We start from the raw sequence: 6,114 nt of genomic DNA on the forward strand, positions 1-6,114 counted from the left end.
CGGGCGAGATGCGGCCAGCGCCCATTTCTCATCGCCGTCATCGGAGGGGCAGGAACGGCGTGACTGCGGCCCTACAAACATCGCGCAACTGCCGATCCGTTACTGCCCTTGTGCCAACCCTCCTTGAGCTTGAGCGATCTCGACCACCTCTCGGGCGTTCGGTCCCACGGGGTGATGATGACTCGCAAGAAAGACCTTGGCCGCGGCGAGCTGATCGAGGGCTGTGCTGCGTTTACGATATTGTTCGGCCAGAAGGTCCGGGGTGAGAGCAAAAGCAAGCTCCTTGGCCAGCGCGGCGATGGGCATTACAGGAGATCTGTGCGGTTGGGCAGCAATCATATTGCACCCTATCTAAATCGCGGTTGATTGTATGTAGTGCGATTTTCTCTTTCTCAGTCGACAGGGTGAGGGACGGGAGATGGCTGCGCTTCGGCGATCATTCGAAGCCGCTTTGCCGTTGCACCCGCTGCGATTGTCACATGGCTCCGAGTGCCGTAACGGCATCGATCGAAAATTGCTCCTGTCGTCTAACAAGTATAAAAGTTATATTATGTGTGTCTAAAATCAGACATCTTCGCTCACCGCATTGCGCGTGGGTCTGATGTTATAGAGATGGCGACGATCCTCTACTGTGCAGCTTGTTAACTATTGATTCAACGGTGAAATGCTATGGGTTTGCATCAATCGGCGTTGATATCGCCGCTGCCGGGAGGACGCGTAGATGTCGTTATTTCGGTCCAGGCTGCGTGCCCTCACGGAGGCGATCAACCGCTCGCGGGGCTGTCTCGACCTTGACCTCGACGGCACCATCCGCAACGCGAACACCAACTTCCTTGATCTGATGGGCTACCGCCACGAGGAACTGGTCGGCCAGCACCACAGCCTGCTGCTTCCCCCGACCGAACGGCATGGCGCGCAGGACGCGGATTTCTGGACCAGCCTGCGCGAGGGCAAGCCGCAGACCCGCGAATTCAAACGGATTACCAAGGCAGGGAGCGAGGTCTGGATCCTGGCCTCCTACAACCCCGTGTTGGGCCGATCCGGCAAGCCCGTACGTATCGTTGTCTTTGCCTCCGACATCACGTCGCAAAAGGCGCGTAGCATCGACACCGATGGTCAGGTCGCCGCCTTGCACCGGTCGCAGGCTGTGATCGCTTTCACGCCAGACGGCACCATCCTCGACGCCAATAGCAATTTTCTCGAAGCTTTGGGCTATGAATTGACCGAAATTAAAGGTCAAAATCATCGCATCTTCATCGACCCGTCCGAACGAGAAAGTGCGTCCTATCATGATTTCTGGGCTGCACTCGGGCGCGGAGAGTATCAAGCGTCGGAGTATCGCCGATTTGCTAAGGGCGCGCGGGAGATATTCATCCAAGCGACCTATAATCCGATCCGTGACGACGATGGGCGCTTGGTCAAGGTCGTGAAGTTCGCCGTCGATGTGACCGCACAAGTGCACGAACGCCGACACCGGGCAGAGAAGGCCCGTGCCATCAGCCTCGACCTCAACGCCATCAGTCGAGCGGTGCATGGGGTGACGACACAGACGGTCGCAGCGGCAGGCACGGTGCATCAGGTCTCAGGCGACATCCAGGCCGTCGCATCCGGGGCCGAGGAACTGTCGGTCTCGGTGGCGGAGATCAGTAGCCAGGTGCAGCACGCCTCGCAGATCGCCGGGCGGGCGGTCACCCAGGCCGAACATACCGGTGGCATCGTCGCGGGACTCAGCGAACAGGCCGCGCGTATCGGAGAGGTCGTCGCCCTGATTCAGGCAATCGCCAGCCAGACGAATCTGCTGGCGCTCAACGCGACCATCGAAGCGGCTCGCGCGGGCGAGGCGGGGAGGGGTTTCGCCGTGGTCGCGCAGGAGGTCAAGCAACTCGCCGAGCAAACCAGCAAGGCGACCGATCAGATCCGCCAGCAGATTGGTGCAACGCAAGGAGCAACCCAGCAGGCGGTGGACGCTATCGGGGCGATCCAGGGTACGATCCGGACGCTTGATCAGGTCGCAACCGCCATCGCGGCGGCGGTGGAGGAGCAGTCGGCGGTGACCGACGAGATCTCAGCGTCAATGCAGATGGCCTCTCGGGGAGCCAACAGCCTTGCCGGTAGCATGGCGGCGATCGCCCAGGCGGCCGAGCAGGTCGATCGCTCGACAACCAAGGTTCGTGAAGCTTCCGAGGCGGCGTGACGGCCAATTCGGGCCTCTTGCGGTCACTCGCGCCCGCGCGGAGTCGATGAAACATGGCGTAGCCGATCGTTGGTGATCGTTTGAGGAAATATTTTTGTGACTGCAGATCGAATGCTGACCAGTGACGATTCTCGCCTGCGCGCTGTCGCCGCCTACGGTCTCAGCCCCGACGTCATGCAAGGAGACCTGGAACCGCTGAACCTTCTGGCGAGCGCGCTCTTCGGCGTGCCGACTTCGATGGTATCAGTCGTTGCGGAGCATCAGACGTTCTTTGCCAGCCGCGTCGGAATCTCGGTCTGCGAGGTCGATCGACGCATTTCCTTCTGCCATTCGACGATCACCAAGGACGAACCACTCGTCATTCTCGACGCGAGCCAGAACCCGAATTTCCATGACAACCCGCTGGTGAACGGGCCGGCGCATGTTCGCTTCTACGCCGGTGCCCCGCTGATCGGCCCGTCCGGGGCAGCGATCGGGTCCTTCTGTCTTCTCGATACCCGCCCGCGTGAGGCATTCACACCAGCAGATGTCGCCAATCTGAAGCTTCTGGCCACGCTCGCGCTCGACAAGATGGAGCTGAGGCGGCTCGAGCGTGCAGAGCAAGCCAGCAATAACCGCTTCCGTCAGATGGCGGGGACCTCGCCGGCCGGCATCATCTGCGCCGACCACGAGGGGATCATTCGGTTCTGGAACCAGGGCGCTGAGGCGATGCTCGGCTTCTCGGCTGCCGAGGCCGAAGGTCAACCGATCGATTTCATCGTTCCCCATCGCTTCCGCGGCGGTCACGCCGGTGGTCTCAGGCACGTCGGCGCAGGCGGAACACCAAAGCTCGTCGGCCAGTCGGTGGAACTCTCGGCACTTTGCAAGGACGGGTCGGAGCTTCCGATCGAACTCGCCTTATCGATGTGGCGGGACGATGGGACCGCGAGCTTTGGCGCCATCATCCGCGATCTCTCCGGCCGGCGTGCCAACGAGGAGCGCCTGGATCGGCTTGCGCATCGCGACCATCTCACTGACCTGCCCAACCGCTTGGTCGTCCGTCAGCGCCTTGATGCAATAGTCCGGGCACAGCAGGAAGCCGTCCTGCTTGTGCTCGATCTCGACGGATTCAAACAGGTCAACGACACACTGGGACACTCGGCTGGCGATCGCCTGCTCCAAGACGTCGCAAAGCGCCTTGTGAGCGTGACCTGCCCCCTCGACATGGTCGCCCGTCTCGGCGGCGATGAGTTCGCGATCCTCCTCGAGGGCGGAGCGGATCGAAGGGGAGATTTCGTCGCGGAACGTCTCATCCAGGCCGTTTCCGTGCCGTTCACGGTGGATGGCTTGGCCTTCAATCTGAGTGCCAGCGTCGGCGTCGCTGTCTACCCCTCGCATGCAAGACAAGCAGACGATCTGCTCTCGGCTGCCGATCTTGCACTTTACGCAGCCAAGAACGAGGGTCGACAGTGCCATCGTCTCTACTCGCCGGGGTTACGCCAGGCGGCGCTGCAGCAACATGCGCTCGCAGGGGAACTGCGCCGAGCCTGCGAAAACGGTGAATTTCAGTTATTCTACCAGCCGCAGGTCGACGCTGCCGGGCGGCTGGTGGGGGCAGAGGCCTTGTTGCGCTGGGAGCATCCCGATCGCGGGCTGCAATCCCCCGCGGCTTTCCTCCCGTTTCTCGAGAAAAGCTCTTTGGCGGTTGAAGTTGGACAGTGGGTGCTGCAGACCGCCTGCGCCCAGGCGGCCATTTGGCGACAAGATGCGCCGAGCTTTCGGATGGGCATCAACCTTTTCGGGCTTCAGTTGCACACGGGAGATCTCGTGGCGGAAGTGAGGGCGGTCCTGAAGCAGGCCGGCCTGCCTGCGGCGGCCCTCGAGCTCGAAGTCACGGAGAACATCATCCTGCAGCAGAACGATCTCGCCCTGCAGATGCTTCGGACGTTGTACGCCGACGGTGTCAGCATCGCGTTCGACGATTTCGGCACTGGGTACGCCTCGCTCAGCCTACTGAAGCGGTACCCGCTATCGCGCCTGAAGATCGACCAATCCTTCGTGCGCAACATCGGCCAGTCGCGGGAGGACGCTGCGATCGTGCGTTCCATTGTTCATATGGCGAGGGCCTTCGGCCTCGGCGTCATCGCAGAAGGAGTAGAAACCTTAATGCAGCAGGAACGGCTACTCGCCAAGGGCTGTGATGAGCTCCAGGGATACCTGCTTGGTCGCCCGATGCCCGCTACGAGCTTCGCATCGCGGTTCGAGCTGAAGAATCCGCCCGTCCGCGAGATTGCCGCCTAATACAAATTTCGCACCATACGCCGAGGAAGACTCTGTTATCCCAAGAGGATCGGCTGAGCGCTTGTGTCCGTGTATGCGGTGCGCATGCGTCGATGGCCGGGTTGTAGGATTGTGTAACAGGATAGGATGCACGCGTATCGTCATCAGCGCCTGATAGGTCATGATCATTTAATCTGAAACCTCTAGACGTTTGACGACATATCAGCCTCGCGAGGCTAGCGATGAGGGTGCAGGGTCTCATGTCGGACAATTAGCGCGAGGCACGCCGCAAACAGGGGTGGCCGAGGCTGCCCTTCTCGACACGCCGCCCGAGCGCGAGTTCGATGCGCTGGCAAAGCTCGCGCAAACCATACTCAGTACCAGCATGTCATCGATCACCTTGATCACTATTGGTTCAAGGCACGCTGCGGTCCCCTGGCTCCGGAGACTCCGCAGGAGCAGGCGTGTCAAACGGCATCGGAACGGGGCTCTGACGCACTCTCGGTGCATGTGGGTTGATGGATCTCGGCTCTGGCCGTTGGAGATCCTGCCATGGCTCCCAGCCTGCACCCCGACGTGATTGCCCCGCCCGGCATCCTGGTCGATCGCGTGGAGCTTGCCGATTGCATCACCATCATCGCGCAGCCCGTAGCCGCGTCGGCCCTCTGTCCTGGCTGCGATCAGCCCTCATCCCGCGTCCACAGCCGCTACACGCGAACCCTGGCGGACTTGCCCGTCGCCGGCAGGCAGGCCGTCATCGAGGTCATCGTCCGCTGCTTCCGCTGTGCCGCAAGTGGCTGCCCGACTAGGATCTTCGCCGAACGGCTGGGTCCGGATCTCGCCGGCCCCTATGCCCGGCGCACCGCCCGGCTCGAGAGCATCGTGAATCACCTCGGTCTCGCGCTCGGCGGCAGGCCTGCAGAGCGTCTCAGCCGCCGGCTCGTCGTCCCCGCCAGTCGCGATACGCTGCTGCGCAGCGTACGCCGGCATGCCGCGCGACCGGTAGAGGCGCCGCGCGTAATCGGCATCGACGACTGGGCGTTCCGCCGTGGACGGCGCTACGGCACCATCATCGTCGATCTGGAGCGGCGGCGCACCCTCGCCCTGCTGCCGGATCGCGAGAGCGGCACGGTGGAGGCCTGGCTATCGGCTCATCCCGAGATCACCATCGTCGCAAGCGATCGTGGTGGTGGCTACGGGGAGGCCACGACGCGGGCGCTGCCCAATGCCGTCCAGACCGCCGATCGCGGGCACCTGATGGAGAACGCCAGCGCCGCCTTCCTCGACGCCGTGCGCCGGTCGATGTCGGCGATCCGCAAGGCGGTGGGCGCCGCGACGGTCGACCCCGAGCGGCTGACCCGTGCCGAGCGTCTGCGGTACGAAGGTTATCTGCGTCGGGAGGCGACGGGCGAGGCGATCCTAGCCCTCTCGCGGCAAGGGGTGCCGATCAAGACGATCGCTCGCACGACCGGCCACAGCCGCAAGCTCGTCCGCAACGTGGTGCGCGGCCTGACGGGCGACGTGTTCCGCTCCCGCCAGAGCAGCCTGGAGGTTCATCTGCCCTGGCTGGAGGGCGAGTGGAAGGCGGGCTGCCGGAACGGGGCGGAGCTGTGGCGGCAACTTCGTGCGAGAGGGTTCACCGGTAGTCTGCGGGTGGTCGG

At 62.8% G+C, this 6,114-nt stretch carries 4 protein-coding genes; 3 read left to right on the forward strand and 1 reads right to left on the reverse strand.

Annotated features, from left to right (window positions below):
* Positions 1 to 99: 99 nt before the first annotated feature.
* Positions 100 to 306, reverse strand: a complete 207-nt coding sequence (locus tag BMX97_RS32410; RefSeq protein ID WP_143074725.1) for a hypothetical protein — start codon at positions 304 to 306, stop codon at positions 100 to 102.
* A gap of 415 nt (positions 307 to 721) precedes the next feature.
* Here BMX97_RS32410 and BMX97_RS27160 point away from each other — a divergent pair, with 415 nt between their 5' ends.
* From BMX97_RS27160 to BMX97_RS27175, 3 genes are all read left to right on the forward strand, one after another.
* Positions 722 to 2,194: a methyl-accepting chemotaxis protein gene (locus tag BMX97_RS27160; RefSeq protein WP_091754291.1), complete on the forward strand. Its 1,473-nt coding sequence runs from the start codon at positions 722 to 724 to the stop codon at positions 2,192 to 2,194.
* 111 nt (positions 2,195 to 2,305) lie between these two features.
* Entirely contained in the window at positions 2,306 to 4,474 is a 2,169-nt protein-coding gene (locus BMX97_RS27165; protein WP_091754292.1) for a sensor domain-containing phosphodiesterase, read from the forward strand.
* A 531-nt stretch (positions 4,475 to 5,005) separates the two neighbouring features.
* Positions 5,006 to 6,114: ISL3 family transposase (locus BMX97_RS27175; protein WP_091754293.1), on the forward strand; the 1,109-nt coding region annotated here is incomplete at its 3' end.

The sequence above is a fragment of the Methylobacterium sp. ap11 genome, assembly GCF_900110515.1.
Lineage (GTDB): Bacteria > Pseudomonadota > Alphaproteobacteria > Rhizobiales > Beijerinckiaceae > Methylobacterium > Methylobacterium ajmalii.